1 pseudogene is annotated in these 348 nt (G+C 80.2%); it reads left to right on the plus strand.

What is annotated here, in order from left to right:
* Nucleotides 1-348: pseudogene (locus G3I42_RS03275) on the plus strand (hypothetical protein); the annotation flags it as partial.

Genomic DNA, 348 nt, shown 5'->3' on the forward strand with positions numbered 1-348 from the left:
GACTACGCCTTCGCCCCCGGCACGCGGACCGTCCGGGGCCTCGCGTCGAGCGCGGAGGCGCCCCTGCTGGACGGCGGCACCCCGTACCGCAGCAGCGTGCGGCCCGCCGACGGGGCGCTGTACTACCGCGTCGAACTCCCCGGCGGCGGCGAGTCCTACGCCTCCGTCGTCGCCGTGCCGCCCGCGGGCACGCGGCTGGCCTACGGGGACGGGGTACGGGTCACGCTGCGGGACCCGGAGGGCGGGTACTGCGACAGCGCGGACGCGAACGCCGCGGGGACGCCGTGGGCGCGCCCCCTGAGCGCGGTCGTCGAGCAGACGCCCCGGCCCGCCGGGCGGTGCGCGGCG

Origin of the sequence: Streptomyces sp. SID11385, from assembly GCF_010548245.1 — a bacterium.
Taxonomy (GTDB): domain Bacteria; phylum Actinomycetota; class Actinomycetes; order Streptomycetales; family Streptomycetaceae; genus Streptomyces.